This window comes from Rhizobium sp. CNPSo 3670 (assembly GCF_057784555.1).
This window is the reverse complement of record NZ_JBXSOL010000001.1, coordinates 112508-137548: the sequence shown is the minus strand read 5'-3', so window position 1 is coordinate 137548 and position 25041 is coordinate 112508. Positions and strand designations below refer to the sequence as shown.

Sequence of the window (25041 nt, the reverse complement as noted above, 5' to 3'; positions counted from 1 at the left end):
AAGAGTCCGGGCCGCTCCGGCTGTCGAGGCGGCCCGCCTTTTTGCTTATTTGAAGACGGCGTTAGGATTATCCAAGCTGTCGGAACCTTCAAGCTGAACCGTGCCGAGATCGAGTGCGGCAATAACGCGCTGAATCGACTTCGTCTGGTCGATCAGCCCGTCGATGGCGGCCTGGACGACGGCATTGCCTTCCTTGTTGCCCTCGGCGATCATCTGGTCATACTTCTCGACCGTCTCGCCACGCTTGGCCATGGCATTCATCGCATCGAGCGTCTTGTTGAGCTTGCCTTCCAGCTCGGCATCGAGCGCCTTGTCCTTGGCGGCGACGAGGTCGTGCAGCGACGGGCCACTGAGCTTGGTGCCGTCGACGCGGGTATAGTTGCCGGTATAGGCGGCGGCGATGCCGATCGCGTCGTTGAGATGCGAATTGTAGGTATTGTCGGAGAAGCAATCATGCTCTTCTTCCGGGTCGTGCAGCAGCAGGCCGAGTTTCATGCGCTCGCCGGCAAGTTCGCCGTAGGAGAGCGAGCCCATGCCGGTCAGGATGGCGACAAGACCGGCCTTCGGATCGGCTTCGACGTTCTTCGTCGCAACCCCGTCCGGCTTCCAGTTGTCGGTCATTTCCTGCAGGTCGGAAACAAGCAGGGTGGAGGCGGACTTCAGATATTCGGCGCGCCGGTCGCAATTGCCGTGCGTGCAGTTCTTGAGGTCGTAATCAGTGGCCGGGCGGTTGCCGGCGCCCGGACCGGTGCCGTTCAGATCCTGGCCCCAGAGAAGGAATTCGATGGCGTGGTAACCGGTCGCCACATTGGCTTCGATGCCGGCGGCTTCGGCGAGCGTGCCGGAGAGGAAATCAGGCGTCAGCTTCGAGGCGTCGACATCCTTGCCGTCGATCTTGATCGTCTTGTTGGCGATGACATTGGCCACATAGAGCGAGTTTTCGTCGCTCTCGGTCCCGTAGGCGGCATCGACATAATCGATCAGGCCCTCGTCGAGAGGCCACGCATTGACCTTGCCTTCCCAGTCGTCGACGATCGGATTGCCGAAGCGATAGACTTCCGTCTGCTGGTAGGGCACGCGCGCCCTGACCCAGGCATCCCTGGCGGCCTTCAGCGTCTCATCGGTCGGCGCCTTCAGGAAGGCGTCGATGGCGGCGTCGAGCGCCTTGGCCGTCGTCAGCGAGTCCTCGTATTTGGCATGCGCCACTTCGGCATAATGTTTCACCACGGCGCTAGCATCGATCTCGGCCTGCGCGGGAAGGGCGAGCAGAGCGGCGGGAGCAATCGCCAGCACGGCTGCGCGGAATTTGCTGTTGAGCTTCATAATCCTCTCCTGTGACGGATCTTCCGTCGGGCTCTGTCTCTTCGCGCAAAAGTAAACTGGTGTCAAACGCTCTAGTTTGGAATGATTTTAAGCACGGCGCGACCGGGAAAACCCGCTCATCCGGCTGCATTCGGCCAGAAGACAGCACCGTCACTTTACCGAAATGGCAGCCCAGTCTGCGGCTGTCGTGGGGTATCAGCCCTTGCGCTGCATGCGGCAGAAGAAGAAGCCGTCCGTATCGGTGGAAGCCGGTGTCAGCGTCACCGTCAGGCCATCGGAGGAATGCGGACGCGGCGCGTCCTTGCCGAAGAGCGCATCCCAGGCGGGCAGGGCGCCGACGATCTCAAAATCAGCATTCCCCGCCGTAAAGCGGCGCACCTGCTCCTCATTTTCCTGAGGCAGCACCGAGCAGGTGACATAGATCAGCTCACCGCCCGGTTTGACGAAGCCGCTTGCCTGCGCCAGCGCGTCCTGCTGCTGGGCGGTGCGTTCGTCGAGGTTCTTCGCCGTCAAGCGCCATTTCGTATCGGGGCGGCGGCGCCATGTGCCGGTGCCGGTACAGGGCGCATCGACCAACACCTTGTCGCAGCGCTTGGCAAGGCCCGAAAGCCCCCTGGCGTCGTCATGCACCTGGACATTGCGCGTGCCCGCCCGCTTCAGCCGCTCGATGATCGGCGCCAGCCGTTTGCGATCGGCGTCATAGGCATGAACCTGGCCCTTGTTTTGCATGGCGGCGGCCATGGCGAGCGTCTTGCCGCCGCCGCCGGCGCAATAATCGAGGATCTGTTCGCTATCGCGCGCCAGCACCAGATCGGCGACGATCTGCGAACCCTCGTCCTGGACCTCGAACCAGCCTTTCTGGAACGAAAGCTCGGCCGTCACGTTAGGAAGACGCGAGGCGCCTTCGCCTGCGGCAATCCGTATGCCGTAGCGGGCGATCTTCGCGGCATGGGCGCCGGCTCTTTCGAGCGCTTTGACGGCCTTGTCGCGCGAGGCTTTGAGGATGTTGGCGCGCAGATCGAGCGTCGGGCGGGCGGCGAGCGCCTGTGCCTCGGCGAGCCAGTCGGCGCCGAAGGCCTGTTCGAAGGAGGGTTGAACCCATTCGGGAATATCGCCGCGGATATGCGGCGGCGCGTCTTCGAGCGAGCGGCTGCTAAAGGCGGCAAGGGCTTCGGGTGAAAGTGGCGCCGGCGCGAATTTGTCGTCGGCCAGCTCGGCGGCAAGGCTTTCGGGCGTGAAACGCCATTGACGGAACATGACGCCGTGGGCAATGGCCACAGCGCTGTCGTCATCCATCAGCCAGGCATGCGAAAGCCGCATGCGCAGGGCGTCGTAGACGATGTTGCCGATCGCGGCACGATCGCCGGAACCGGCGAAGCGATGGGCAAGGCCCCAGTCCTTGAGGGCGTCGGCGACGGGTCGCTTGCGGGCATCGATGTCCGCGAGCACAGAAATCGCCCCTTCGAGGCGGCCGCCCAGACGCATTTACATATCTCCTGTTGCCGTACCGTGCGAACGATCCGCACCCAGAGGTCGGGCGGATTGTTTACAGGTTTCGATCGCGTGGTAACCGCGATTGGCGGCAAGAGCAAGCGCCGCTGACGGTGCAGCCGGTTGCAAGCTCCGGACTTAGCTGATCACTTGGTAGCAGACCTTCGCCGTGCCGGAGCTCACCATGCCGATATTCTGTGCGGCGGCGCGCGACAGATCGAGCACACGGCCGCGGATGAACGGGCCGCGATCATTGATGCGGACGACGACGGTGCGGCCATTGTTGCGGTTGGTGACCTTGACCTTGGTGCCGAATGCAAGCGAACGATGCGCGGCAGTCAAGACGGCGGGGTTCATACGTTCTCCGGAAGCAGTTTTGGAGTGAAGAGCGTACCACGAAGCACCGCCACAGCCATTAGCAGCAAAACCTTCCGCCGGAAGCATGGAAGAGCAGGCTGCAATAGTTGCGGCAGCGATAATAGAACGGCTGATTTTCTTCAAAACGGTGTATCCCTCAACTATTGAACTCGACGCCCTTGCAGGCGGCGGGGCTTAAATCCGTCGAAAAATGGCAGAAAAGTGCCGCATGCGATCACGGAATATTACATTCTGTAATATTTCCCAGGCCATTGATAAAATATGAGAATTTGCCGCGTATGGCAGGATGACAAAAAAAACGCAATGAAATCAGCTAAAATTCAAATGATTTTTCCGAGGAGGCCTTAAACTTCGCGGCCCTCACAAAAATCACGGAATATTTTTTCTGACTTCGCCATATTTCCCGCCACATTTGCGCAAATTCAAAGGCTGTTAACCATGATATGCGGCGAGAATTGTTCTGCCAACTGTGCAAAGTAGGAATTTCCTACTCAATTTGGGTGATAACCCCCGGTCACCTCAAGCGGCCCGGATTTACCCGCGCCAGCGCCCGTCCTGCCACAATTGAGCGAGCGACATCGGATAGTTCGGGAAGGAAAATCGGAAACCGGCCGCCTTCAGTTTCGCATTGGAAACCCGCTTGTTCTCGCCGTAGAAAGAACGCGCCATCGGCGTCAGTTCGGCGGTTTCGAAAGCCTGTTCCGGAGGCGGCTCGACGCCCATCAGCCGTGCCGCCTCGACGATCACATCCTGCGGCGGCCCAGGCTGGTCGTCGGTGACATTATAGATGCCGCCGAGCCCGCGCTCCGACAGGAAGCGCGCCGCCGCGCCTATATCCTCGACGCGGATGCGGTTGAAGACCTGGTCCTTCTTGATCAGCCGCCGCGCCGTGCCTTTTTCCAGGTTGCAGAAGGCATTGCGGCCCGGCCCGTAAATCCCGGAAAGCCGCAGCACGGCCGCCGGCACGCCGCGCCTCGCGCCCATTGCCAGCCAGCCCTCTTCTGCCTCGAGCCGCTCCTTCGACCGTCCGGAGACAGGCACGCATGGTGTTTCCTCGTCGACCCATGCGCCCTTGTGATCGCCATAGACGCCGACGGTGGAGAGATAGCCGATCCATTCGAGCCTCGGCAGCAGGCTCGCGCCGTCCTTATCGAGCGGTCGCAGCAGTGGATCGGCCTTTCCAGGCGCGATCGACTGCACGAGATGGGTGACATCGGCCAAAGCCTGGACGAGCTGCTCTTCCAAGGTTTCGCCATCGAACAGGAATGCCTCGATGCCGGCGCGGCGGAGCGCTTCCATCTTCTCTGCCGAACGGGTCGTTCCGGACACGCGCACGCCGTCGCCGGCGAAGGCCTTGGCGATCGCCGTACCGGAAAAGCCGCAGCCGAAGATCATCACATGCATCAGTTCACTCCCGCCAGGCGCCATTCGTTGCGTACCTCGTCATCGCTTTCATCAACCCTTTGCCCGGCAAAGGCCGAGAATTCGTCAGCCTTCATCAGCCTTGAAAGCGCCCAGACCGCCATCCCCCGCACCACCGGCGAGGCGTCGTCGGCGAGTAGGCGGCATTGCGGGATGAGCGCCCTCTCGCGGGAATTGCCGGCAGCGATCAGCACGTTGCGGATGAAACGGTCGCGGCCGATCCGCTTGACCGGCGAGCCGCTGAAAAAGGAGCGGAAGGCGGCGTCGTCGAGCGTCAGCAGAAAGGCGATCGACGGCTCCTTCAGCTCTTCGCGCGCCTGCAGCTTAATTTCGGAGGCGGAGCTTGCGAATTTGTTCCAGGGGCAGGCGGCGAGACAGTCGTCGCAGCCATAGATGCGGTTGCCGATCAGCACCCGCAGCTCGGGGTCGATTGGCCCCTTGTGTTCGATGGTGAGATAGGAGATGCAGCGCCGCGCGTCGATCTGGTAAGGCGCCGGAAAGGCGGCGGTCGGACAGATGTCGAGACAGGCGCGGCAGGAGCCGCAATGATCGATTTCCGGCGCATCGACGGCAAGATCGGCGGTGGTGAACATCGTGCCGAGAAACAGCCACGAACCATGCGTGCGGCTGACGAGATTGGTGTGTTTGCCCTGCCAGCCGATACCGGCCGCCGCCGCCAACGGCTTTTCCATGACCGGCGCGGTATCGACGAACACCTTCACATCGGCGCCGGCCCGCGCCGCAAAGCGGGTGGCGATCTCCTTCAACCGGCCTTTGATGAGGTCGTGATAATCGCGGTTGCGGGCATAGACGGAGATCGCCGCTTTGTCGGGCTTGTCGAGGATGCCGCGCGGATCTTCTTCCGGGGCGTAGTTGAGGCCGAAGACGACGACGGAGCGCACCTCGCTCCAGAGGGTCAGCGGATCGCCGCGCCGCTCGCGCGTCTCCGCCATCCACTCCATCGTGCCGTGCCGCCCGGCATCGATGAACTCACCGAGACGCCGTTTGGCCTCGGGGATCGCGTCAGGGCGCGTGATGCGGCAGAGATCGAAGCCCTTGGCGACCGATTCCGCCCGAACGAAGTCGGTCAAATTGTCGCGGCGCCGCCGCTCTTTGTTGTCTCTATAAGCTTCGGGCATGAAGAGCCCTCGTCAGAAATCCAGATCGGCATAGTGTGAAACGGGGGTCAGGCCGCGCACGCGCTCGGTCAGCATCGGCCGGAAGGAGGGACGTGATTTCAGCCGCTGATACCACTCCTTGACGACGGGGGCTTCGGCCCACTCGATCTCGCCGAGATAATCGAGGATCGAGATCGAGGCGGCGGCGGCAAGATCGGCATAGCTCATCCGCTCTCCCGCCAGCCATTGGCGCGAGCCGGCAAGCCAGGTGAGATAACGCATATGCTGGCGGATATTCGCGCGGGCCGTGCGCAAAATCTTCGAATCCGGCGCTCCGCCGCCCTGATCGGCGGTCATCTGCAACTTGTAGACACGCTCACGTGCGAGCGGCTTTGTCACGTCGTTTTCCATCTTCTGCATGAACCATTCGGTCAGCCGGCGGATTTCCGCCCGTTGGAATGGATCCTCGGCGAGCAGCCGCCGGTCGCGCTTCAAGACCCCGTGCGTCTCGTCGAGATATTCGGAAATGACGCTGGCGCCAGAGAGCGCGCGCATGCTGTCGTCGACATAGACCGGCAGCGTACCGGCCGGGTTGAGCGCCAGGAAATCGCGGCGCTTCTCCCATGTCTGCTCCTCGATCAGATCCGCCTGATAGCCGTATTCCGCCAGGATCAGCCGGACGAAGCGAGATGCGGAGGACATGGGATGATGATAAAGCGTGGGCATCGATACTCGGGCTTTATGATTGCTGTTACAGGACTGTGTGGCAGCTCGTTTATAGCGCCTTAGTCATGACTCATTGGTTGAAGCTATAGGAGCTTGGCCCGGCCAATACAAGCGAATCGGCTTTCACGCCATCTGACAAGGGACAAAACACACGTGTTGCCTACGAGGATAACGGCTGCCTGATCGGCTCAGACGCAGCTCAGAGAATTTCCAGCAGGAAACGATCGATCCGAACGACCTTTAAACCGGAGATAATTTATGGACTATATCAATGCCGCCATTCTCGGTGTCATAGAAGGGATCACCGAGTTTCTGCCGATCTCGAGCACCGGCCATCTCATCATTGCAGAGCAATGGCTCGGCCATCGGTCGGACATGTTCAATATCGTCATTCAGGCGGGCGCCATCCTCGCCGTCACCATCATCTACTGGCGCCGTCTGCTGGATCTGGTGCTCGGCTGGCGCGAGCCTGAGAATCGGGACTATGCCGCCAAGCTGATCGTCGCATTTCTCATCACCGCAATTCTCGGCCTCGTCGTCAAGAAGCTCGGCTTCGAACTTCCCGAGACCGCGACGCCGATCGCCTGGGCGCTCATCATCGGCGGCATCTGGATGATCTTTGCCGAATGGGCCGCCGCGCGCCGGCCGCCGCATAAAAAGATCACCTGGCTCGTCGCCATCCTGGTCGGCATCGCCCAGATCGTTGCCGGCGTCTTTCCGGGCACGTCACGCTCCGGCGCCACCATTTTCGTCGCCTTGCTGGCCGGCACCGGCAATCGCGCCGCGGCGACCGAATTTGCCTTTCTCGTCGGCATTCCCACAATGTATGCCGCAAGCGGCTATGAACTGCTGAAGACCTTCAAGGACGGCGGCGCGGCAGGTGAAGACTGGACGGCGCTCGCCATCGCCTTCGTGGTCTCCACGATCGTCGCTTTCATCGCCGTCAAATGGCTGCTCGCCTATATAAGGAGCAACCGCTTCACGCTGTTTGCCATCTACCGCATCATTCTCGGTGTCTTGCTGCTCGGTATGGCCACAACCGGCTTCATCGCCTGAGCAACCTGCAACTGCATTCGCGCAACTCCCGGCGCGAATGCATTGCGCTGTCGGAATTTGGCGCACGATACCCGCTCGCCTGCAAGCGTCGAGTTTTCAGAACATCTTGAGAGGAAGGACGCTCGTCGCCGCTTTGAAGCAGGCAATGTCGAGCCGTCATTGCGAAACGCCTTGTTCGGCGTTCCCGACGGATTGTCTTTTGGATGCCGGCGCAAGGCGCCGGCCTTTTCGTCAATGGCTGATCGAAGCCGTCGAGCAAGGATCGACGCCGTAAGCCGGCGAGCAGTCGCCCTTGACCGCCGCGACCGAACCGGGCGCAACGAAGGAACCTGCCATGATAATCAGCGCCGCACACGCAAAAAGGAGCGCGATTGACTTGCCCATCGAGAAATGCCTTTCACAGTGATTGTCGCACGCCTTCGCAGACGTTGAGTCCGTTGGGAGGCGCGGGGTTTGGTAGTCAGTGGAATGACAAATAGCAATAAACGTTCCTGCTAAATTTGACGTTAATTCCACAAAATTTCCGCTGCGCCTTTTATGCAACGCTGCTCGATATGGCCGGCAGGAAAACATGCCGAGTTTGCGCCGGCATGGCAGAGCCGCACGCTGTTCAGGACGCGCAAAGAACGCCATGCTGCGGCAAAGCAAACGCCGCCCGCGGGACCGGCGACGGCGTTATCGTTTCTCGGCAAAGATGGTCAGGCGGCCTTGCCGGAGCCGGTATACTGGCCGTGCGGACGGTACTGCACGAGATAGGAGCCGAGCACCGATGCCGGCATTGTGGGTGTGATGCCGAGTCCCTTCAGCGTGCGGCCTTCCGCCTCGGCTTCTGGGGAAACGACGTTGTCGCGCTTGAGCAGGCGCACCTGGTCGGGCGTGATCGGCGGCGTCACGAAGGGGATCAGCGAGGCGATGCTGCCGATCAGCGAAGCCAGGCCGAAGGGCAGGGACACCAGCGGATTCTTGCGGCACGTCACCTTCAGCACCGTCTCGAGACATTCGCGGAAGCTCAGCACCTCGGGTCCGCCGAGCTCATAGATCTTGCCGCCGGCAACCTTGCCATCGACGGCGCGGGCAACCGCCTCGGCGACGTCCTCGACATAAACAGGCTGAAATTTCGTCTTGCCGCCGCCGACCAGCGGCAGGACGGGCGACATGCGCGCCATGTCGGCAAACTTGTTGAAAAAGCTGTCCTCCGGCCCGAAGACGATCGATGGACGGAAGATCACCGCATCCGGCTTGATGGAGAGGATGGCCGCTTCCGCGCGGCCTTTGGTGCGGCCGTAATCCGAGTCGGAGTTGGCATTGGCGCCGATGGCCGAAATATGGGTGAGGGTCGCGCCGGCATTGCGCGCCGCTTCGGCAACCGCGCGGGCGCCGAACTCCTGTACGGCGTCGAAAGTGTTGCGGCCGGTCTCATGCAGAATACCGACGCAGTTGACGACGTGGCTGGCGCCCTCGACGGCACGGTCAATCGAGTTGCGATAGCGCAGGTTCGCCTGCACGAAGGAAATCTGGCCGACATTGCCGAGCGGCTGCAGGAAGCCGGCGAGATCGGGCCGGCGCACGGCGACGCGGATGCGATAGCCGCGCTTGGCGAGCGCCCGCACCACGTGCCTGCCCACGAAACCGGACCCTCCGAACACGGTGACGAGCGGCGGCAGGTTGGCAAGGGTCATGGCAGGTTCCTCGAAAGGCTTGGGGATGCTTTGTCGGCACCGTATTAGCCCAATCCCGAGGCGACGGGAAGGCCTATCGCGTTTTTGGCTATGCGCGCAGCTTAGACGCCTTCGACGACGACCATTTCCGCATCCGCCACTTCCTGGCGGATCTTGGCGGCGATCTGGTACTCCGGCGAATTGTAGCAATCCACCGCATGCTGCATCGAAGGGAATTCGATCACCACGTTGCGGGCGCGCGCCTTGCCTTCGAGTTCGGTGATGGCGCCGCCGCGCGCCAGGAAATTTGCGCCATATTTTTCGAAAGCCGGTTTGGCCGCCGCCACGTAATCCTTGTAGCGCTCGGCATCGCGAACATCGACGCGAGCGATCCAGTATGCCTTGGCCATGATCGTCTCCCTTTTGCCTTTTTTGAATTCAGCGGTTTGCAGGCCAGAGCGCCGTCACCATCTCGTTGAGGACGGCGCGGGCCGCCTCTCTCGGGTCGGGTGCCTTGACGATCGGCCGGCCGACGACGAGATGGGTTGATCCCGCTTTCAGCGCGTCGAAAGGCGTCATCACCCGCTTTTGGTCGCCCTTGTCGCTGCCGGCCGGGCGAATGCCGGGGGTGACGATCGCCATGTCGGGGCCGACGACCTCGCGCACCTCGGCCGCCTCCGCCGCCGAGCAGACGATGCCGCCCATGCCGGCGGCGCGCGCCTGGCCGGCGCGGCTGAGCACCAGGCTGTGCGGGTCTTGGTTATAACCGGCCTCGGCAAGATCCTCGGCATCCATCGAGGTCAGCACGGTGACGCCGAGCAGGCAGAGGCCGGAGCCGGCCGCGGCCTCCACCGCCGCTCTCATCGCCTTCGGATATGCATGCAGCGTCAGCATCGACATGCCCATCTTGGCGATATTCTCGACGCCCGACGCGACTGTGTTGTCGATGTCGAGCAGTTTCATGTCGAGAAAGATCTTCTTGCCGCTGGCGGCAAGGTCGCGGGCGAATTCCAGGCCGCCGGCAAAGACCAGCTGATAGCCGATCTTATAAAAGAGAATGTCGTCGCCGAGCGTGGAAACCAGTCTTTCCGCCTCGCCGATCGTTGGAACATCCAGGCCGACGATCAACCGCTCACGTGCATCCATGTGAAGTCACCCCCGCCAGTCTTCGATGGGCGTCCAGTCGCATGTTAGGCCGAGATCCGCAAGGCCGAAAGCATAGAGATTGCCGCCGCCCCCCGGCTGGTCGCGGTCGCGGGCAATCGGCCGCGCCGCCAGATGGCATTTGAGCAGCGTGCCGACGCCGCCATGACCGACAAAGGCGATCGGTGCGGCCGGATCATGCGTGGCGAGAACGGCCTTGACCGCCGCCACGATGCGAGCCTGCGCGTCGACGGCACGCTCCCAGCCTTGGAAGCTTTTTTCCGGATGGGCAAAGAACCAGTTGGCCGCCTCTTCGAATTGCGGCGGCGGCAGGAAGCCGGTCGCCGACCGGTCGTTCTCGTGCATGCCATGCACGATCTCGATGCTGATACCGGAGGCGGCCGCCAGAATTTCGGCCGTCTCGATCGCCTTCGTCTCGTCGCTGGAGACGATGCGGGTCAGCCGTTTGGCCCAGCCGCTCTCGGCAGCTTTGCGGGCGCGCGCAGCCCCGACATCGGAAAGGCCCCATTTGGGCACGGGAACATTCGCATCGATCTTGATTTGCGGGTGGGTGATATAAAGTCCGAACATCTCAGCCGCGGCGGTAGATCCAGAGCTGCGCCGGAGGGATGTTGCGCATGACGAAGTCGAAGTGCTGAATGTGGTAACGATCGGGATTGGCGGCGATCGGCGAAATCGCGCCATAGGAGATTTGCACCACAGGCCGGCCGGCCGGCAGGCGGTCGAGCAGGCTTTCCAGCAGAGAGACGCGCATCGCCATCGGAAAATTCAAGAGCGGAATGCAGGAGATGACGCAATCGAACGTCTGCTCGCCGAATGCGCCAAGCGTGGTCTTGAGATCGAAGGCATCGCCGTTGATGAAATGCACGCCGGGATAAGTCCGCAGCAGATGCTGGTGGAAGTCCGTCGAATATTCGATTGCGACCAGATTTTCCGGTTTCACGCCCCGGCCGAGGATGGCCTTGGTGATGGCACCAGTGCCCGGGCCGAGTTCCAGCACTGGCAGCCCCGAATGCATATCGATGACGCTGGCCATGCGCTTGGCGGTAATCGAAGAGGTCGGCACGATCGAGCCCACCGTCTTCGGCCCCTGCATCATGCCCCGGAAGAAACGGATTTCCTCATCAAATCTCTTCCCGAGGTGTTCCTTCACCTTGACCCGTAAGCGCATTCTCCACCCATCCGCATGTTGATCGACTGTCTTAATATGCCGCTTGTCGCTGCTTGGACAAGGATTTTCGCAACAAGAACATCGGCATCAACAGTTCATGCGGCCTTTCGGTGGGAATCAGGCATCAGATCGGCAAGCCGCTCGGCCAGGTGTTGGGCGTCGATGGGCGCGCGCAGCTTCTTGTCGGTATTGTCGAAATAAAGATAGACGTCGCGGCCCCTGGCGCGTGCCGGCAAAGGTTCCAGAACGCGCGTCGCATCGTCAGGCTCTCGGCCGCTTGTCCAGGCGCGGATGCGTTCCGCCCATAGATCGAGCGCTTCGTCTTCATAGCCGCTGACATAGAGCTGTTCGGACCCATGCAGACGGCAATAGATGAAGTCGGCGGTGATATCCATCAGCAACGGCCATTTCACCGTATCGGCGCAGACCAGCGCGGCCTTGTGTCGCCGGAGCATCTCGATGAACTCAACTGAGCGGAAGCTGTCGTTACGGATTTCGAACGCATGGCGGATCGGCTGGTGTCCGTCGCTTGTGAGCCAGGCTTGTTTGAGGCGCTCGTCATGCCGCTTGGCAAGCGTTATCGCCGCATCGTGATCATGCGGCAGCAGCGACAGGAAATTTTCGAAACGATCGGGATCGAAGGCCATGTTGGCCGGGAATTGCCAGAGGATCGGCCCGAGCTTGGGGCCAAGCCTCAGCAGACCCGAGGCGAAGAAATTGGCAAGCGGCGCCTCGATCTCCTTCAGTCGCCGCACATGGGTGAGGAAGCGCGGCCCCTTGACCGCAAAGACGAAATCATCAGGCGTTTCGTCCCGCCAGCGGCCGAAGCTTTCGGGCTTCTGCAATCCGTAGAAGGTGCCGTTGATCTCGATCGAACGGAAGTGACGGGCGGCGTAGGAAAGCTCCTGCTTCTGCGGCAGTCCCTCCGGATAGAATTGCCCGCGCCAGGGCGCATAGGTCCAGCCCGAAATGCCGATGCGCACCGCTCCCGTCTTTTTCATCCTGGGCCCTCCTGTTCGACAGGAGGAAAACCGAAAGCGGCCGCCTTCGTTCCGTTCAGACGCGCATCGGCATCAAGACGTAGAGCGCGTCGTCACCGGCGGTGTCGCGGATCAGTGTCGGCGAGCCGGCATCGGCCAGCAGGAAGATCGCTTCCTCGCCGGAAAGCTGCGCGGTGATGTCGAGCAGATATTTGGCGTTGAAGCCGATTTCCATCGCATCCGTGTCGTAGCCGACGGCGACTTCCTCCGTCGCGCTGCCGGAATCGGGGTTATTGACGGTCAGCATCAGCTGGCCCTCGGACAGCGCGAGCTTCACGGCCCGGCCGCGCTCGGAGGAGATCGTCGAGACGCGGTCGACTGCCTGGGCGAAGGTCGTGCAATCGACACGCATTTCCTTGTCGTTGCCGGTGGGGATGACGCGCTGGTAATCCGGGAATGTGCCGTCGATCAGTTTCGAGGTCAGGACGATCGAGCCGATCGTCATGCGGATCTTGGCGTCGGAAACCTCGACGGTGACGATCGCTTCCGGATTGTCGACCAGCTTCTGCAGTTCCCCGACGGTCTTGCGTGGAATGATGATGCCGGGCATGCCCTCGGAGCCCGACGGCGCGTCGACATCGGCGCGGGCCAGCCGGTGGCCGTCGGTCGCGACCGCCCTGAGCTTCAGCTCACCATTGCTCTCGATCGTGTGGAAGAAGATGCCGTTCAGATAATAACGCGTTTCTTCCGTCGAGATCGCGAACTGGGTGCGGTCGATCAGCATCTTCAGATCGGTCGCCTTGAGCTTGAAGGAATGCGTGAAGGTGCCGGCGGTCAGATCCGGGAAATCGGATTCCGGGAGGCACTGCAGCGAGAACTTCGAGCGTCCGGACTGGACGGTCATCGAGCCGCCGTCGGTGCTGGTCGCCAGCAGCACTTCGGCGCCATCTGGAAGCTTGCGCACGATATCGTAAAGAAGATGGGCCGGAACGGTGGTAGCGCCGGCCTGTTCGACGCTTGCCGGCGTCGCCTCGGTGATTTCCAGGTCGAGGTCGGTCGCCTTCATGTCGAGGTTCTGGCCATCGGCCTTGAGCAGTACGTTGGACAGGATCGGGATCGTGTTGCGACGTTCGACCACACGGTGGACGTGGTTCAGCGATTTCAGAAGGTTTGACCGCTCAATAGTAATACGCATGGGATGCTACCGCTTTCGACCGTGACTGCCCGGGCGCATCGAAGGCCCGAAGAATGCTTTCCCGATTTAGGTCGGGGGAGTGGACGGGCAAAATGGCAGACTTCAGCATTGGATGGCAAGAGGCATGGACGGCTGAGCCCTCGCATTTCAGGTTTTCCGGAGCAATGCTCACAGAAATCCCCAACCCTTGCCGAAGCCGCAGCGCTCGCCCATAAAGGCCGATGAACCGGCAAGGCGCCGGCGGCACGAAGGCAAAGGGCATGAACGAGCAAACCACAGGCGAGGACGCCACGAGGCGAAGCTTCCGCCTGCACAACATGGCGGTGCCGGCGCGGCCGCTGGAGCCGGCGCTCTATCTGGTCGCCACTCCCATCGGCAATCTTGGCGACATCACGCTGCGCGCATTGGAAACGCTGGCCGGCGCCGACGTGCTCGCCTGCGAGGATACGCGTGTCACCCGCGTTCTGCTCGACCGCTACGGCATCCAGAACCGCCCCTTCGCGTATCATGAGCACAATGCCGACGAAGCCGGCCCGCGGCTCATCCAGGCGCTCGAAGCCGGGCGCTCGGTGGCGCTCGTCTCCGATGCCGGCACGCCGCTCGTCTCCGATCCCGGCTACCGGCTGGCCCGGCAGGCGATTGCCGCCGGTTACCGCGTCATTCCCATTCCAGGCGCCTCGGCGCCGCTCGCCGCCCTTGTTGGTTCCGGCCTGCCGAACGACGCCTTCCTCTTTGCCGGCTTTCTTCCGGCCAAGGATAAGGCCCGCCGCGATCGTCTCGGTGAATTTGCCGCAGCCCCGGCGACGCTGATCTTTTTTGAATCGCCCCATCGCATCGCTGCCGCGCTTCTTGCCGCCGCCGATGTGCTCGGCCCGGCCCGGCCGGCCTGCGTCTGCCGTGAGTTGACCAAGACCTATGAAGAATTCCGCCGCGGCACGCTGGCCGAACTCGCCGCCCATTACCAGCAGGTGGAAAACGTCAGGGGCGAGATCGTCCTCGTCGTCGGTCCGCCGCAGCCGGTAGAAACCTCCGAGGCCGATGTCGAAGCCGTGCTTGCCGATCTGTCGATGTCGATGCCGACAGCAAAGGCTGCGACCGAGGCCGCTCGTCTCACCGGCCTGCCGCGCAAGGCGCTCTACCAGCGCCTGCTGGAGATGAAGGGCGGCAATGGGTGATAAAGACCTCACCGCCGTAAAAAGGAAGGCGCTGCGCCGCGGCCGCATGTCGGAATATGTCGCCGCCGCTTTCCTGATGCTGAAGGGATACCGTATCCTGGCGCTGCGCCACCGCACCAGGCTCGGCGAGATCGATATCGTCGCCCGCAAGGGCGACCTCGCCGTCTTCGTCGAGGTCAAGGCCCGCCATGGCGAGGCTGCGGCTATCGACGCCGTCTCCGTCGCCGCTCAGAAGCGGATCCGGGCGGCAAGCGATCTGTGGCTCGCCCGCCAGGCCGATCAGGCCCGCCTTTCCCAGCGCTACGATATCGTCGCGGTCATGCCCGGCCGGCTGCCGCGGCACTTTCCGGACGCCTTCTGAGCGCTTTCAGCCCGGTCGAGATTCCGGATTGTTAAAATTTTAGTCCCCCGTTGAACGAGCTCCTTACCTCTCTCTGCTACCCACCGTCGCAATAGGGGTTGAGATTTGGGGGTTGTTGCGTGGCCTGGAAGATGATGTTTGCAAGCGCGGTCGCCATGGCGGCGCGCTCGGTGCCGTATATCGCGCTGAAGCCGGCCGGAAAATCCTTCGTCGCCCATGCGAGCGATCATCTGCCGCTGAAATCGACGCCGATCAATCCCGACTGGATCATCAGCGGCAATCCTGAAGCCCGGACCGCCGAACATTCGCGCGGACATGACGAGGCGTCGCTGACGGCAATCTGGGATTGCACGGCGGGCGAATTCCGCTGGTATTTCGGCTGGGACGAGACCGTGATGATCCTCGAAGGCGAGGTCCATATCACCGCCGAGGATGGCACGGAACGAACCTTGCGCACCGGCGACGTCGCCTTTTTCGCCGGTGGAACCTGGGCGAGCTGGCGGGTCGACACCTACGTCCGCAAGGTCGCCTTCCTGCGCAAGCCTTTCCCGAAGCCTTTGGCGATCGCCTACCGTCTGCGCAACATGCTGCGCAACGGCGGTAGCCAAGGCATTGCCGCCTGAAAGTTGCGAACGCCCGAAGCCCTTGATGACCGTTGCGTTTAATGCCGGGCCGACCTACATCTGTCCGGCATTCAGCGAGGGACGGAAATGGCCAAGATCACCAATGTAGCGGTCCAGATGGATCATGTCGCCGGCATCAATATTGCAGGTGACTCCACCTTCGCCATGAGCCTGGAAGCGCAGGCGCGCGGCTACAGGCTCTTCCATTACACCCCCGAGCGCCTGAGCTTCCGCGACGGCAAGCTCTTTGCGAGCGTCGAGCCGATGGTGCTGCGCGACGTCAAGGGCGATCACTTCGAGCTTGGCGCGCCCGAGCGCGTCGATCTCTCGACCATGGACGTAGTGCTGCTGCGCCAGGATCCGCCCTTCGACATGGCCTATATCACCTCGACGCATCTCCTCGAGCGCATCCACCCGAAGACGCTCGTCGTCAACGATCCGGCCTGGGTGCGCAATTCGCCGGAGAAGATCTTCGTCACCGAATTCTCCGACCTGATGCCGAAGACGCTGATCACCAAGGATCCGGCCGAAATCCGCCGCTTCCGCGATGAGATGGGCGACATCATCCTGAAGCCGCTCTACGGAAATGGCGGCGCCGGCGTCTTCCATTCCACCCGCGACGACCGCAATCTCTCCTCGCTCTTGGAAATGTTCGGCCAGCTTTTCCGCGAGCCTTTCATCGCCCAGCAATATCTGCCCGACGTGCGCAAGGGCGACAAGCGCATCATCCTCGTCGACGGCGAGTTCGCCGGCGCGATCAACCGCGTGCCGGCCGAACATGACAGCCGCTCCAACATGCATGTCGGCGGCCGCGCCGAGGCGACCGAACTGACGGCGCGCGAGCAGGAAATCTGCGCCCGCATCGGCCCGGCGCTGAGGGAGCGCGGCTTCCTGCTCGTCGGCATCGACGTGATCGGCGATTACATGACCGAGATCAACGTCACCTCGCCGACAGGCATCCGCGAGGTCAGGAAGTTTGGCGGCGCCGATATAGCAAGCTTGCTCTGGGACGCGATCGAGCGCAAGCGCGGCTGAGGCTGCGATCGGGTACAACCGCGCCCGCCACTGATTATCTGCCTGCGTTCTTTTATTGTTCTTGTTTTAGTCCTGCTTCCGTGCCAGATTGCAACCGCTGGCTTTCACGGCCAAAGGGGCGGTCTCTAAGAGTTTGCGGGACAAGGGTGGGCATATGGTCGCGCGTGTCAGTACGGTAGCATTCCAGGGCATCGAAGGCGTTCCGGTCGAGGTTCAGGTCATGATCGCGCCCGGCAAGGTCGGCATGCAGATCGTCGGCCTGCCCGACAAGGCGGTGGCCGAAAGCCGCGAGCGCGTGCAGGCCGCCCTTCATGCCTCCGGCCTGGCGCTGCCGGGCAAACGGGTGACCGTCAACCTGGCGCCAGCCGATCTGCCGAAGGAAGGCTCGCATTTTGATCTGCCGATCGCACTCGCGCTAATGGCCGCCCTCGGCGCCATTCCCGCCGATGCGCTGTCGGATTTTGTCGTCGTCGGCGAACTCAACCTCGACGGAACGATCGCCGCGATCGCTGGCGCGCTGCCGGCCGCGATCGGCGCCAATGCGCTCGGCAAGGGGCTGATCTGCCCGGCCGAAAGCGGCGCGGAAGCCGCCTGGGCCGGCGCCGAGGTCGATATTCTCGCCCCGCGCAGCCTGATTGCCCTTGCCAATCATTTCCGCGGCACGCAGGTACTGTCCAGGCCGGAACCGTCGATCCGCGCCAATGCCGCCAACCTGCCTGACCTTGCCGAGATCAAGGGTCAGGAAAGCGCCAAACGCGCGCTCGAGGTGGCCGCTGCCGGCGGCCACAATCTCCTGATGGTCGGGCCTCCCGGCTCCGGCAAGTCGATGCTGGCGTCGCGCCTGCCGTCGATCCTGCCGCCGCTTTCGCCGGCCGAACTGCTTGAAGTGTCGATGGTTCATTCGATCGCCGGCCAGCTCACCGGCGGCAAGCTGTCCGACCGCCGGCCCTTCCGTACCCCGCATCATTCCGCCACCATGGCCGCCCTTGTCGGCGGCGGGCTGCGCGCCCGTCCGGGCGAGGCCTCGCTTGCCCATCACGGCGTGCTGTTCCTCGACGAATTTCCCGAGTTCACGCCGCAGGCGCTGGACGCGCTGCGCCAGCCGCTCGAAGGCGGCGAATGCGTCATTGCCCGGGCCAACCACCGCGTCTCCTATCCGGCGAAATTCCAGCTGATCGCGGCGATGAACCCCTGCCGGTGCGGCATGGCCGGTGAGCCGGGTCATACCTGCGCCCGCGGCCCGCGCTGCATGAGCGATTACCAGGCGCGCATCTCCGGGCCGCTGATGGACCGCATCGATATCCGCATCGACGTGCCGGCCGTCTCCGCCGCCGATCTCATCCGGCCGACGGCGGCCGAGGCCAGCGCCGACGTCGCCCGCCGCGTCGCCCGCGCCCGCGAAATCCGGCAGGAGCGCTTCGAAAGCGCCGGCGCCAGGGATATCGGCACCAACGCCCGCTGCTCCACCGCGATGATCGAAAAGCTCGCCGAACCCGATGCCAGCGGCCTGCAGCTCCTGCGCGATGCCGCCGAAAAAATGAAATTCTCCGCCCGCGGCTACCACCGCGTCCTCAAGGTTGCCCGCACATTGGCCGATCTCGATGACAAACCGACCGTCGGGCGTCTGCATCTCGCCGAAGCGATTTCTTACCGCATCGCTGGTGAGAGGTTGACGGCGGCGGCGTGAGGTAGAAGCGAATAGGGAGTGGCGAATAGCGAATAGCTAGCTAATTGCTTGCCTCACGCCAATCCGTCCCACATCCTATTCGCTATTCGCTATTCGCTATTCAGCTCCCCAACCCCTCAAACAGCGCCGTCGAGAGATACCGCTCCGCAAAAGACGGAATGATGATGACGATGTTTTTGCCGGCATTTTCCGGCCGGCTGCCGACCTTGATCGCGGCCGTCAGCGCCGCGCCTGAGGAGATGCCGACCGGCACGCCTTCGAGCCGGGCGATGAGGCGGGCCTGTTCGAAGGCCTCGTCGTTGGTGACGGTGACGACCTCGTCATAGATGCCGGTATCGAGGATCTTCGGCGCGAAGCCTGCGCCGATGCCCTGGATCTTGTGCGGGCCGGGATTGCCGCCTGAGAGCACCGGCGAATCGGCGGGCTCGACGGCAATGATCTGGATCTCCGGCTTATGGCTTTTCAGCACCTGGCCGACGCCGGTGATCGTGCCGCCGGTGCCGATGCCCGAGACGACGATGTCGACCTTGCCCTCGGTATCGTTCCAGATTTCCTCGGCCGTCGTCTTGCGGTGGATCTCGGGGTTGGCCGGGTTTTCGAACTGCTGCGGAATGATGGCGTCGGGAAGCGACGCTGCCAGCTCCTCCGCCTTAGCGATGGCGCCCTTCATGCCTTTCGCGCCTTCGGTCAGCACCAGCTCGGCGCCGAGCAGCGCCAGCATCTTGCGCCGTTCGACCGACATCGTTTCCGGCATGGTGAGGATCAGCCGATACCCCTTGGCGGCGGCGGCAAAGGCGAGTGCGATGCCTGTGTTGCCCGAGGTTGGCTCGATCAGCACCGTCTTGCCGGATGTGATCTTGCCCTGCGATTCCAGGCTTTCGACCATTGCCACACCGATGCGGTCCTTGACCGAGGCGATCGGATTGAAGAATTCGAGCTTGCCGAGCAGGTTTGCCACCACGCCCTTTTCCCGCGCCAGCTTGTCGAAGCGCACCAGCGGCGTGTCGCCGATGGTCTCGGTGATCGAGGAATAAATGCGGCCGCGGCCGGGTTTGTGCGACATGGTGCTCTCCCGTTGGACTTCGGTCCCTGAAATCGAGGAGGAGAATAGGGTCAAAGACGGAATGAGACCAGAGCCCGTTCGTCCCGGGCTGGGGTGGCGGAGAAAAAATAAGCTTTGAAAACCGTTCCTTGACGGATGTTTATTTCACGCAGCCCGGGTGGCGATGAAGGCTGCCGTGCCCGCGAGAATGCCGGCCGCAACCCGGTTCAGCGCCTGCAGGGCGCGCGGCTGTTTCAACATGGTGCGGGCGCGCGAGGCAAGCAGCATATAGGGCACCAGCACGGTGATCAGCACCACGAAGGTGACGGCGAGCAGCAGCGCATAATCACGCAGGGTGATATTGCCGATATCGATCAGCGTCGGCGCCAGCGCGACATAAAACAGCATCGTCTTCGGATTGCCGAGCGTCACCAGCAGGCCAGAGAGGAAGGACAGGCCGACATTGCCGGATTTTTTCGCGGCAATATCCTGCGGCAGCAGCCCTGCCGTCCACAGTCTCCAGGCGATGTAGCCGAGATAAAGGGCGCCGGCGATCTTGATGATGAGGAAGACTTCGGTGAAAGTCTGCGCCACGAAAGCCAAGCCCAGAATGACCGCGGTGAGATAGGTCATATCGCCGAGCACCAGGCCGAGACCCATGAAGAAGGTCTCGCGGAAATTCGAGCCGAGCGCACGGGCGACGATGGCGGTGATGCCCGGGCCGGGGATGGCCGCGGCGATGAACAACGCTCCGGCATAGGTAAGCAAGGCGGCAAGGCTCATGTGTATCTCCTCTTCCCCTGCGTTTTATATCTGCAGGGCCTTGCCATCAATCCGCCGGCGCTGATGGATGCATCACCAGAAGGAATGCCTGCCGCCGCGTGCCTGCCGCTCCCTCAGCTCTGAAGCACCCTCGGCCGCAGCCATCTTGGGCTCCAGCCGAGATTCATGCCGGCAGCGGCCAGCAGGATGATTGCCGCGCCTGCGATCTGCATCGGCTGCAGCGCGTGGCCGAAGGCCAGCCGGTCGACGAGGATCGCGGCGATTGGATAGAGGAAGGACAGCGCCCCCGTCAGATGGGTCGGCAGCCGCTGGATCGCACCGTAGAGCAGTACATACATCAGCCCGGTATGGACGACGCCGATGGTCACCAGGATCGCCCAGCCGCCGGCATCGTCGGGCAGCTGCGAAAACTCCGTCATCGGCGCCAGCATCAGCATGCCGGTTGTGACCTGGATCAGCGCGATCAGATGCGGCGGCGTGCCTTTCAGCCATTTCGCGGCTAAGGCTGCCAGCGCGTAGAAGAAGGCCGCGCCGAGCGCCATCAGGATGCCGAGGCCGTAGCCATCCGTTCCTCCGCCGGCTTGAGGCTTTGCCTCGACGATCGCCGCCATGCCTGCAAATGCGAGCGTCAGCCAGAACAGTTTCGCGGCGGTGATCTTCTCGCCGAGGAACAGCGCCCCGAGCACCAGCAGCATGAAGGGCTGGGTGTTGTAGACCGTCGTGGCGATCGAGATCGTCGCATGCGAATAGGAAGCGAAGAGCAGCAGCCAGTTGACGACGATGGCAATGCCGCCGATGACGGCGATGGCGAAGGCGCGCAGCGTGATGATGCCGGGCCGCAGCAGCCCGAGGCCGCCGCAGATGACGAGCAGGGTCAGTGCGCCGAACAGGCAGCGCCAGAAGACGACGCCGCTGACGGGCTGGCCCGACATGACGACGAACCAGCCGATCGTCCCCGAGATCAGCATCGCTGCCGTCATTTCCGCCGAACCTCGCTTGATGTCGCTGCCCATGATCGCCTCCGTTTATGATGGTATCAGGATATTGCGCGGTCCCGCCATTTTATATAAGAAGTGTAAGGATCATTGGCTATCTTGCCTAATAATAATAGGGAATGTGACTGATATGGCTAATGAGATGCAGCCGCTCGACGAAATCGATCAGGCCATTCTGGAGGCGCTGGCCGGCAATGCGCGGATCTCGCTGAAGGAGCTGGCGCAGGAGGTCGGGCTGTCTTCGCCGAGTGCCGCCGAGCGCCTGCGCCGGCTGGAGGAGCGCGGCGTCATCAAGGCCTTCACCATCGATCTCGACCCAGCCGCAGTCGGCTATCCCCTGCAGGCGATCGTGCGGGTGCGGCCGCTGCCGGGACAGCTGCACATTGTCGAGCGCATCATCCAGGACATTCCCGAAATCGTCGAATGCGACAAGGTGACGGGCGAGGATTGTTTTATCGCTCGCCTCGTGGTGCGCTCGATGGCAGAGCTCGACGGCATTCTGGACAAGGTCGCCGAACGGGCGGAAACCAACACCTCGATGATCAAATCGTCGCCTGTCAAACGTCGCCTGCCGCCGCTCTCACGCGGGAAACAGGATCGCTGAAACGGTCAGAAATCCGCCAGTGGCGAGAGCATGGCCGGAAAATGCGGGGTGACATCGCCGAGCCCAAGCAGCATCAGTGTTGTGGTGCTTTCCAAAGGCTGTGGAGTGCCCACCCAGTCCAGTTTCTCCGGACGGAAAAACACGTCAATGGCGGCGGAGGCGATGTCGAGTCCGCCGAGGATAGCGGAAAGTGATGGGATCTCGCTCGCGACGACGTCGAGAAGGCTGAAGCGACCCGCCGCATCCATTTTCCAGGCGATGACTGCTTGCTGGTCTTCGAGGAAGCTGACGCGGATCTCGGGATCGATCTGCGTATTGATGAGAAACATCGCCGCATTTGTAGTCACCGAGAGCGTCGTCGAAACGGGGCTGCGCGTTTTCAGCAGCGCTTGCAGCAGGGCAAGATCGTCCGCATTCGTCGGCGAAAGCGGCAGGGCCGGTGCTGTGGGTGTCGACGGAGCAGGGGCCGCCCCTTCGTACCGGTGCAGCGGTATCGAGCGGAAACCGTAGGGTTCGTAGAGCGATGGCTTGTCGGTATAGAGGATGACAGCCTCGAAACCCTGCTGCTCGCACCAGTCGAGCGCTTTCACCGTCAGGTCGCGATAGAGCCCGCAGCCGCGCCACTGCGGCCGCACCGCGCCGGATTGCAGGCCGGCGGCACGGACGACCCTGCCATTGATGACGAAGGGCAGCGCAAAGGCGGAGATATTGGCAGCAAGCTCGCCTGTGGCGTCGAACCAGCCGAAGGGCATGCTGGTGGGGTCGGGTCCGCCGAGATGCTGCAGCGCGCCGATGTCAATGCCGAAAATATCCTGAAGCAGGCGCACCAGCGCTGCCCAACCAGCGGGGTCTCCGAAATAACCTTGTCGGAAGGTTAAGCCCGTGCTGTCGAGGCGCTTTGCCATCAAACGCCGGTGGAGCCGAAGCCGCCCGCGCCGCGCGCCGTCTCGCTCGCCTCGGTGATCTCGGCAATCCGCGCCTGGGTGACCGGCGCGATCACCATCTGGGCGATGCGCATGCCGCGCTCGACGACGAAGGCTTCCTCGCCGAGATTGGCGAGCAGCACCTTCACCTCGCCGCGATAGTCGCTGTCGACGGTGCCGGGCGAATTCAGGCAGGTGATGCCGTGTTTGAAGGCTAGGCCGGAGCGCGGCCGCACCTGCCCCTCGAAGCCTTCCGGAATTTCAAAGATGAAGCCGGTTGGCACCAGCGCCCGCTTGCCAGGTAGCAACGTCAGCGGTTCGCCGCCGGCGACGGCGGCGCGCAGGTCCATGCCGGCCGCCCCCTTGCTTTCATAGGCGGGCAGGTCGAGGCCCTCGCCGTTGGCCAGGCGGATGAGGTTCAGCGTCGGGCTGAGGTCGTGATGAATGATCATGGCCCATTACTTTGCGCGTGAGCGGCCGGGGTCAATTGCAATCTCGGCCTTTAATCGCTAGTTAAGCCGCAATTCCACAGGATTCACATCATGGCCGAAAGCCTCTCCGAGGCGGTCTCCCGCCGCCGCACATTCGCTATTATCGCCCATCCGGACGCGGGCAAGACGACACTCACCGAAAAGCTGCTGCTGTTCGGCGGCGCCATCCAGCTTGCCGGCGAAGTCAAGGCGAAGAAGGATCGCATGCAGACGCGCTCCGACTGGATGAAGATCGAGCGCGAGCGCGGCATCTCGGTCGTCACCTCGGTGATGACCTTCGAATATAACGACAATGTCTTCAACATCCTCGATACACCCGGCCACGAGGATTTCGCCGACGACACCTATCGCACGCTGACGGCCGTCGACGCCGCCGTCATGGTCATCGATGCCGCCAAGGGCATCGAGCCGCGCACGCTGAAGCTCTTCGAAGTCTGCCGCATGCGCGATATCCCGATCATCACCTTCATCAATAAGATGGACAGGGAAAGCCGCGATCCCTTCGAGATCCTCGATGAGGTCGAAGAGAAGCTGGCGCTGGATACGGCGCCGATTACCTGGCCGATCGGCCGTTCGAAGACCTTCTGCGGCTCCTATCATCTCGCCAACAGCACCGCCCGCGGCTCAGACACCGAAGTCGAGACCACGCCAGTCAACGGCCCGCAGGCCGTTGCCGACAGGCTGCCGGAAAACGAACGCAAGGCCTTCATCGACGAGACGGAGCTTGCCATCGAGGCCTGCCGTCCCTTCGACCGGCAATCCTTCCTCGAGGGCCATATGACGCCTGTCTTCTTCGGCTCGGCACTGCGCAATTACGGCGTTCGCGACCTCATCAACGCGCTCGGCGAATTCGCGCCCCCGCCGCGTGACCAGGTCGCCGACACCAGGACCGTGCACGCGACCGACGACAAGATGACGGCCTTCGTATTCAAGATTCAGGCGAACATGGACCCGAACCACCGCGACCGTATCGCCTTTGCCCGCATCTGCTCGGGCAAGCTCGAGCGCGGCATGAAGGCGAGACTTGCCCGCACCGGCAAGCAGCTCGGCCTGACCGCGCCGCAATTCTTCTTCGCCTCGCAACGCCAGCTCGCCGACACCGCCTATGCCGGCGACGTCGTCGGCATCCCCAACCACGGCACGCTGCGCATCGGCGATACCCTGACGGAAGGCGAAGCGCTGGTCTTTCAGGGCGTGCCGAACTTCTCGCCTGAAATTCTGCGCCGCGTTCGTCTCGAAGACGCAATGAAGGCGAAGAAGCTGAAGGAAGCGCTGCAGCAGATGGCTGAGGAAGGCGTCGTGCAGCTGTTCTCGCCGGAAGACGGTTCACCGGCGATCGTTGGCGTTGTCGGCGCCCTGCAGCTCGACGTGCTGAAAGAGCGGCTGATGGCGGAATACGGCCTGCCGGTCTCCTTCGAAATGTCGCGTTTCTCTGTCTGCCGCTGGATCTCGGCCGACCAGCCGGCCGATCTGGAAAAGTTCCTCACCGTCAAGCGCGGCGATATCGCCCGCGATCTCGACGGCGACCCAGTCTTCCTCGCTCAGGACGCCTTCTCGCTGCGTTACGAGGCGGAGCGCTACCCGGCGATCAAGATGGTCGCTATCAAGGAATATCACGCCGCCAAGGCGGCGTGATCGGG

27 protein-coding genes are annotated in these 25041 nt (G+C 62.6%); 8 read left to right on the top strand and 19 right to left on the bottom strand.

What is annotated here, in order from left to right:
• Positions 1–45: 45 nt before the first annotated feature.
• The 6 genes from AC13QO_RS00670 to AC13QO_RS00645 all read right to left on the bottom strand — a co-directional run bounded on the left by AC13QO_RS00670 (position 46) and on the right by AC13QO_RS00645 (position 6458).
• A complete protein-coding gene (locus AC13QO_RS00670) occupies positions 46–1323 on the bottom strand; it encodes an imelysin family protein (protein WP_488539680.1) in 1278 nt (425 codons plus the stop codon).
• A gap of 195 nt (positions 1324–1518) precedes the next feature.
• Complete coding sequence (locus tag AC13QO_RS00665; protein WP_488539679.1) at positions 1519–2808, bottom strand: RsmB/NOP family class I SAM-dependent RNA methyltransferase; 1290 nt, start codon at positions 2806–2808, stop codon at positions 1519–1521.
• Between the two features lie 144 nt (positions 2809–2952).
• Positions 2953–3315 carry a septal ring lytic transglycosylase RlpA family protein gene (locus tag AC13QO_RS00660; RefSeq protein ID WP_085776661.1) on the bottom strand — a complete coding sequence of 121 codons (363 nt, stop codon included), beginning with the start codon at positions 3313–3315 and terminating at the stop codon, positions 2953–2955.
• Positions 3316–3726: 411 nt separating this feature from the next.
• Positions 3727–4596, bottom strand: coding sequence for an SDR family oxidoreductase (locus AC13QO_RS00655; protein ID WP_488539678.1), 870 nt, complete (start codon positions 4594–4596; stop codon positions 3727–3729).
• The gene (gene queG, locus AC13QO_RS00650; RefSeq protein ID WP_285191952.1) at positions 4596–5753 is read right to left on the bottom strand and encodes a tRNA epoxyqueuosine(34) reductase QueG; all 1158 of its coding nucleotides are present in this window, start codon (positions 5751–5753) and stop codon (positions 4596–4598) included. Before queG ends, AC13QO_RS00655 begins: the two co-directional genes overlap by 1 nt.
• A gap of 12 nt (positions 5754–5765) precedes the next feature.
• The gene (locus AC13QO_RS00645; RefSeq protein ID WP_285191951.1) at positions 5766–6458 is read right to left on the bottom strand and encodes a glutathione S-transferase family protein; all 693 of its coding nucleotides are present in this window, start codon (positions 6456–6458) and stop codon (positions 5766–5768) included.
• A 258-nt stretch (positions 6459–6716) separates the two neighbouring features.
• Between AC13QO_RS00645 and AC13QO_RS00640 the strand changes: the two genes are divergently transcribed.
• Positions 6717–7514 (top strand): undecaprenyl-diphosphate phosphatase, encoded by a 798-nt coding sequence (locus AC13QO_RS00640; RefSeq protein ID WP_285191950.1) that lies wholly within the window; start codon positions 6717–6719, stop codon positions 7512–7514.
• Between the two features lie 231 nt (positions 7515–7745).
• On the opposite strand, the gene AC13QO_RS00635 is transcribed toward AC13QO_RS00640, so the two are convergent.
• The 8 genes from AC13QO_RS00635 to dnaN form a co-directional block, all read right to left on the bottom strand.
• On the bottom strand, positions 7746–7898 hold the full coding sequence (locus tag AC13QO_RS00635; RefSeq protein ID WP_041678526.1) for a hypothetical protein: 153 nt from the start codon (positions 7896–7898) through the stop codon (positions 7746–7748).
• 314 nt (positions 7899–8212) lie between these two features.
• Entirely contained in the window at positions 8213–9193 is a 981-nt protein-coding gene (locus AC13QO_RS00630) for a complex I NDUFA9 subunit family protein (RefSeq protein WP_488539677.1), read from the bottom strand.
• A 101-nt stretch (positions 9194–9294) separates the two neighbouring features.
• The gene (locus AC13QO_RS00625) at positions 9295–9582 is read right to left on the bottom strand and encodes a DUF1330 domain-containing protein (protein WP_064800384.1); all 288 of its coding nucleotides are present in this window, start codon (positions 9580–9582) and stop codon (positions 9295–9297) included.
• Positions 9583–9610: 28 nt separating this feature from the next.
• A complete protein-coding gene (gene pyrF, locus AC13QO_RS00620; protein WP_488539676.1) occupies positions 9611–10318 on the bottom strand; it encodes an orotidine-5'-phosphate decarboxylase in 708 nt (235 codons plus the stop codon).
• 6 nt (positions 10319–10324) lie between these two features.
• Complete coding sequence (locus AC13QO_RS00615) at positions 10325–10906, bottom strand: histidine phosphatase family protein (protein WP_488539675.1); 582 nt, start codon at positions 10904–10906, stop codon at positions 10325–10327.
• A 1-nt stretch (position 10907) separates the two neighbouring features.
• Positions 10908–11507, bottom strand: a complete 600-nt coding sequence (gene pmtA, locus AC13QO_RS00610; protein ID WP_183700606.1) for a phospholipid N-methyltransferase PmtA — start codon at positions 11505–11507, stop codon at positions 10908–10910.
• Between the two features lie 95 nt (positions 11508–11602).
• The gene (locus tag AC13QO_RS00605; protein WP_285191946.1) at positions 11603–12508 is read right to left on the bottom strand and encodes a DUF72 domain-containing protein; all 906 of its coding nucleotides are present in this window, start codon (positions 12506–12508) and stop codon (positions 11603–11605) included.
• Positions 12509–12563: 55 nt separating this feature from the next.
• Positions 12564–13682, bottom strand: a complete 1119-nt coding sequence (dnaN, locus tag AC13QO_RS00600) for a DNA polymerase III subunit beta (RefSeq protein ID WP_430958195.1) — start codon at positions 13680–13682, stop codon at positions 12564–12566.
• A gap of 260 nt (positions 13683–13942) precedes the next feature.
• Here dnaN and rsmI point away from each other — a divergent pair, with 260 nt between their 5' ends.
• The 5 genes from rsmI (at position 13943) to AC13QO_RS00575 (ending at position 18563) form a co-directional block, all read left to right on the top strand.
• Complete coding sequence (gene rsmI / locus AC13QO_RS00595) at positions 13943–14857, top strand: 16S rRNA (cytidine(1402)-2'-O)-methyltransferase (protein ID WP_488539674.1); 915 nt, start codon at positions 13943–13945, stop codon at positions 14855–14857.
• Positions 14850–15218 (top strand): YraN family protein, encoded by a 369-nt coding sequence (locus AC13QO_RS00590; protein WP_085776674.1) that lies wholly within the window; start codon positions 14850–14852, stop codon positions 15216–15218. The genes rsmI and AC13QO_RS00590 overlap by 8 nt, the downstream gene beginning before the upstream one ends.
• A gap of 119 nt (positions 15219–15337) precedes the next feature.
• Positions 15338–15841 carry a cupin domain-containing protein gene (locus AC13QO_RS00585; RefSeq protein WP_285191942.1) on the top strand — a complete coding sequence of 168 codons (504 nt, stop codon included), beginning with the start codon at positions 15338–15340 and terminating at the stop codon, positions 15839–15841.
• A gap of 87 nt (positions 15842–15928) precedes the next feature.
• Positions 15929–16876 carry a glutathione synthase gene (gshB, locus tag AC13QO_RS00580; RefSeq protein WP_285191941.1) on the top strand — a complete coding sequence of 316 codons (948 nt, stop codon included), beginning with the start codon at positions 15929–15931 and terminating at the stop codon, positions 16874–16876.
• A 154-nt stretch (positions 16877–17030) separates the two neighbouring features.
• Positions 17031–18563, top strand: coding sequence for a YifB family Mg chelatase-like AAA ATPase (locus AC13QO_RS00575; RefSeq protein WP_488539673.1), 1533 nt, complete (start codon positions 17031–17033; stop codon positions 18561–18563).
• A gap of 100 nt (positions 18564–18663) precedes the next feature.
• Here the strand turns inward: AC13QO_RS00575 and cysK are convergent, their stop codons facing one another.
• The 3 genes from cysK to AC13QO_RS00560 form a co-directional block, all read right to left on the bottom strand.
• Positions 18664–19626, bottom strand: coding sequence for a cysteine synthase A (gene cysK / locus AC13QO_RS00570; protein ID WP_488539672.1), 963 nt, complete (start codon positions 19624–19626; stop codon positions 18664–18666).
• Positions 19627–19770: 144 nt separating this feature from the next.
• Positions 19771–20388, bottom strand: a complete 618-nt coding sequence (locus AC13QO_RS00565) for a LysE family translocator (RefSeq protein WP_285191938.1) — start codon at positions 20386–20388, stop codon at positions 19771–19773.
• 113 nt (positions 20389–20501) lie between these two features.
• Positions 20502–21401 carry a DMT family transporter gene (locus tag AC13QO_RS00560; RefSeq protein ID WP_488539671.1) on the bottom strand — a complete coding sequence of 300 codons (900 nt, stop codon included), beginning with the start codon at positions 21399–21401 and terminating at the stop codon, positions 20502–20504.
• A gap of 112 nt (positions 21402–21513) precedes the next feature.
• Between AC13QO_RS00560 and AC13QO_RS00555 the strand changes: the two genes are divergently transcribed.
• Positions 21514–21987, top strand: a complete 474-nt coding sequence (locus tag AC13QO_RS00555; protein ID WP_285191936.1) for an Lrp/AsnC family transcriptional regulator — start codon at positions 21514–21516, stop codon at positions 21985–21987.
• Positions 21988–21992: 5 nt separating this feature from the next.
• Here the strand turns inward: AC13QO_RS00555 and AC13QO_RS00550 are convergent, their stop codons facing one another.
• Together AC13QO_RS00550 and dut are read right to left on the bottom strand one after the other, a co-directional pair.
• The gene (locus AC13QO_RS00550) at positions 21993–22892 is read right to left on the bottom strand and encodes a GNAT family N-acetyltransferase (RefSeq protein WP_488539670.1); all 900 of its coding nucleotides are present in this window, start codon (positions 22890–22892) and stop codon (positions 21993–21995) included.
• Complete coding sequence (dut, locus tag AC13QO_RS00545; protein ID WP_488539669.1) at positions 22892–23362, bottom strand: dUTP diphosphatase; 471 nt, start codon at positions 23360–23362, stop codon at positions 22892–22894. The genes AC13QO_RS00550 and dut overlap by 1 nt, the downstream gene beginning before the upstream one ends.
• A gap of 90 nt (positions 23363–23452) precedes the next feature.
• Here dut and AC13QO_RS00540 point away from each other — a divergent pair, with 90 nt between their 5' ends.
• On the top strand, positions 23453–25036 hold the full coding sequence (locus AC13QO_RS00540; RefSeq protein WP_488539668.1) for a peptide chain release factor 3: 1584 nt from the start codon (positions 23453–23455) through the stop codon (positions 25034–25036).
• Positions 25037–25041: the final 5 nt, after the last annotated feature.

Excerpts from the sequence above, each read along its gene's own strand:
- AC13QO_RS00670 (WP_488539680.1), bottom strand. The coding sequence starts at position 1,323 with ATGAAGCTCAACAGCAAATTCCGCGCAGCCGTGCTGGCGATTGCTCCC.
- AC13QO_RS00565 (WP_285191938.1), bottom strand. The coding sequence starts at position 20,388 with ATGAGCCTTGCCGCCTTGCTTACCTATGCCGGAGCGTTGTTCATCGCC.
- AC13QO_RS00635 (WP_041678526.1), bottom strand. The coding sequence starts at position 7,898 with ATGGGCAAGTCAATCGCGCTCCTTTTTGCGTGTGCGGCGCTGATTATC.
- dnaN (WP_430958195.1), bottom strand. The coding sequence starts at position 13,682 with ATGCGTATTACTATTGAGCGGTCAAACCTTCTGAAATCGCTGAACCAC.
- dut (WP_488539669.1), bottom strand. The coding sequence starts at position 23,362 with ATGATCATTCATCACGACCTCAGCCCGACGCTGAACCTCATCCGCCTG.
- AC13QO_RS00605 (WP_285191946.1), bottom strand. The coding sequence starts at position 12,508 with ATGAAAAAGACGGGAGCGGTGCGCATCGGCATTTCGGGCTGGACCTAT.
- cysK (WP_488539672.1), bottom strand. The coding sequence starts at position 19,626 with ATGTCGCACAAACCCGGCCGCGGCCGCATTTATTCCTCGATCACCGAG.
- AC13QO_RS00590 (WP_085776674.1), top strand. The coding sequence starts at position 14,850 with ATGGGTGATAAAGACCTCACCGCCGTAAAAAGGAAGGCGCTGCGCCGC.
- rsmI (WP_488539674.1), top strand. The coding sequence starts at position 13,943 with ATGAACGAGCAAACCACAGGCGAGGACGCCACGAGGCGAAGCTTCCGC.
- AC13QO_RS00630 (WP_488539677.1), bottom strand. The coding sequence starts at position 9,193 with ATGACCCTTGCCAACCTGCCGCCGCTCGTCACCGTGTTCGGAGGGTCC.
- AC13QO_RS00550 (WP_488539670.1), bottom strand. The coding sequence starts at position 22,892 with ATGGCAAAGCGCCTCGACAGCACGGGCTTAACCTTCCGACAAGGTTAT.
- AC13QO_RS00665 (WP_488539679.1), bottom strand. The coding sequence starts at position 2,808 with ATGCGTCTGGGCGGCCGCCTCGAAGGGGCGATTTCTGTGCTCGCGGAC.
- AC13QO_RS00540 (WP_488539668.1), top strand. The coding sequence starts at position 23,453 with ATGGCCGAAAGCCTCTCCGAGGCGGTCTCCCGCCGCCGCACATTCGCT.
- pyrF (WP_488539676.1), bottom strand. The coding sequence starts at position 10,318 with ATGGATGCACGTGAGCGGTTGATCGTCGGCCTGGATGTTCCAACGATC.
- pmtA (WP_183700606.1), bottom strand. The coding sequence starts at position 11,507 with ATGCGCTTACGGGTCAAGGTGAAGGAACACCTCGGGAAGAGATTTGAT.
- AC13QO_RS00655 (WP_488539678.1), bottom strand. The coding sequence starts at position 4,596 with ATGCATGTGATGATCTTCGGCTGCGGCTTTTCCGGTACGGCGATCGCC.
- AC13QO_RS00645 (WP_285191951.1), bottom strand. The coding sequence starts at position 6,458 with ATGCCCACGCTTTATCATCATCCCATGTCCTCCGCATCTCGCTTCGTC.
- AC13QO_RS00560 (WP_488539671.1), bottom strand. The coding sequence starts at position 21,401 with ATGGGCAGCGACATCAAGCGAGGTTCGGCGGAAATGACGGCAGCGATG.
- AC13QO_RS00615 (WP_488539675.1), bottom strand. The coding sequence starts at position 10,906 with ATGTTCGGACTTTATATCACCCACCCGCAAATCAAGATCGATGCGAAT.
- AC13QO_RS00575 (WP_488539673.1), top strand. The coding sequence starts at position 17,031 with ATGGTCGCGCGTGTCAGTACGGTAGCATTCCAGGGCATCGAAGGCGTT.
- gshB (WP_285191941.1), top strand. The coding sequence starts at position 15,929 with ATGGCCAAGATCACCAATGTAGCGGTCCAGATGGATCATGTCGCCGGC.
- queG (WP_285191952.1), bottom strand. The coding sequence starts at position 5,753 with ATGCCCGAAGCTTATAGAGACAACAAAGAGCGGCGGCGCCGCGACAAT.
- AC13QO_RS00625 (WP_064800384.1), bottom strand. The coding sequence starts at position 9,582 with ATGGCCAAGGCATACTGGATCGCTCGCGTCGATGTTCGCGATGCCGAG.
- AC13QO_RS00555 (WP_285191936.1), top strand. The coding sequence starts at position 21,514 with ATGGCTAATGAGATGCAGCCGCTCGACGAAATCGATCAGGCCATTCTG.
- AC13QO_RS00640 (WP_285191950.1), top strand. The coding sequence starts at position 6,717 with ATGGACTATATCAATGCCGCCATTCTCGGTGTCATAGAAGGGATCACC.